The organism is Faecalibacterium intestinale (genome assembly GCF_040096575.1).
GTDB classification, from domain to species: Bacteria; Bacillota; Clostridia; order Oscillospirales; family Ruminococcaceae; genus Faecalibacterium; species Faecalibacterium intestinale.
The window spans coordinates 1-1,582 of record NZ_JBBMEN010000060.1; the positions used below are offsets into that span (position 1 = coordinate 1).

Below are 1,582 nucleotides of genomic sequence, written 5' to 3' on the forward strand. Positions count from 1 at the left end.
CTGTCGCAAAAGCAGCGGCACAGCTCCGGGCAGCCGTATTCTGTGCAGGTGTCGTGATAGGGACACTTCATCATATCCACACGCCAGACGCCGTTGCCGGTCTGCAGTTCTTTTGGGGCAAAGCCCGCCGCCGGGCCGAAAATGCTCCGGGTGGATTTGACGAAAACGCCGGGAACAAGGCGGTAAAGCCCCGGTATGTGCAGCAGGGCGGCAATCTGTTTGTGGCTCGTTCTCGCCAACCGCTCCACATAGCCGTGAACGGTTTGCAGTGCTTCTTCTTTCGGCATGACCCGCTGCAAGGTTTCGTAGGCCGCAATGCCCGGCAATATCTGCCGCTTGAGGTGGTATTGCTTTTCCTTGCTTGCACCCGCGTTTTCAGCCAGCAGCGCATTCAGGCGCATATCAAAAGCGGCGTTCAGTTGCTTTGCCTGCGCGGGAAAGCGTTGCGCCGCAGTCTCCCGAAAGTCACGGGAAAGATAGGTTTCCTTCCTCTTCATCGTCCGTTACCCTTTCTTTTTGTACCCGCAGTCGCAGTAGGGTCCGCCGGAGGCAAGGGTGTACTGCCGCACAAAATTTGTCACACCGTCCGCTTCGCTCATGGTGTAGTCCAGATGGCACAGGGCAGGGGTCAGATCGTACAGACCCAGTTCCTTCATCAGCACACAGATGCCGCACTTGGTAAAGCGTCCCTCGTAGCCGCTGCCATCCGGGTATTCGTAAAACTCCATGTTCCACGAGTAGGGGTTGCGGTCGGCGGCTTTCAGAGCGGCGGTTGCCTTCATAGCGGCAATATCCTTTGCGGTAAACTTGCTTTTTCCGCTTTTGCGGCAGAACCACTGCATGGGCTTTGTCATCATGGATCTTGCGTAGTAATCCGTCAGCCTGTCCACCTCCGGGCGCTGCGGCATGGAGAGAATGAACGCGCCGACCATGGCGCAGTTGACGATGTTCATCTTGAAGCGGTCCGCTTTTTCAAACTCCGGCAGCCTGCGGATGATCTGCCGGTATTGCGGCTTTGCCTTTTTCGTGATGGCTCTTGCGGTGGCTGCATCATAGCCCAGCACCGCGGTCAGCTGCTTTTGAAAGGAACCGGCAAACAGCACCCACATTCCAAAGGGCATTCCAGCGTATTTCATTGCAGATACCTCCCGGCTTCCGCTTCCAGTGCCTGCCATACCGGGTAGACTGCGCCATGTTCATCGAAAAATTTCTTAAGATCCCGGTTCAGCGCACTCATTTCGTCGATGGCGTTCATGGCATGGTCGGAGGCGCAGAGTTTCCCCAGCGAGGTGGCGCACATCAGCTTGAAAAAGCGCAGGCAGGTCTTGCGGTATTTCTCCCCTTCAAAGTCTGCATCCTCCTTGGGCAGAATGGTGTGCCCGGCATCTCGGATGGCGCGGTATCCCTCAATGTTGGCATCCAGCACACGGTTCAGGTACGCGGTATCTCCCCTGAGCTTTTTCAGGTCGCCGTCTGTCTTATAGCAGGCGAAGGCCGCCGGCATCACAAACGCGGCATGGCAGAGCAGATAGTCCTCCATGTTCGGCTCGTAAACAACCTTGTATTTTGTGCCGTGGAAGAT

At 56.4% G+C, this 1,582-nt stretch carries 2 protein-coding genes and 1 pseudogene; all 3 read right to left on the reverse strand.

The genetic code is table 11. The annotated features are described in order from the left end of the window. Positions 1–497: L-2-amino-thiazoline-4-carboxylic acid hydrolase (locus WMO20_RS14330; protein ID WP_349187302.1), on the reverse strand; the 497-nt coding region annotated here is incomplete at its 3' end. A 6-nt stretch (positions 498–503) separates the two neighbouring features. Further along, a complete protein-coding gene (locus WMO20_RS14335; protein WP_349187303.1) occupies positions 504–1,136 on the reverse strand; it encodes an L-2-amino-thiazoline-4-carboxylic acid hydrolase in 633 nt (210 codons plus the stop codon). Continuing rightward, a pseudogene (locus WMO20_RS14340) lies at positions 1,133–1,582 on the reverse strand (ketopantoate reductase family protein); the annotation flags it as partial. The pseudogene WMO20_RS14340 and the gene WMO20_RS14335, both read right to left, overlap by 4 nt.

Bases quoted from the DNA above. Each gene is read 5' to 3' on its own strand.
- WMO20_RS14335 (WP_349187303.1), bottom strand. From the start codon at position 1,136: ATGAAATACGCTGGAATGCCCTTTGGAATGTGGGTGCTGTTTGCCGGT.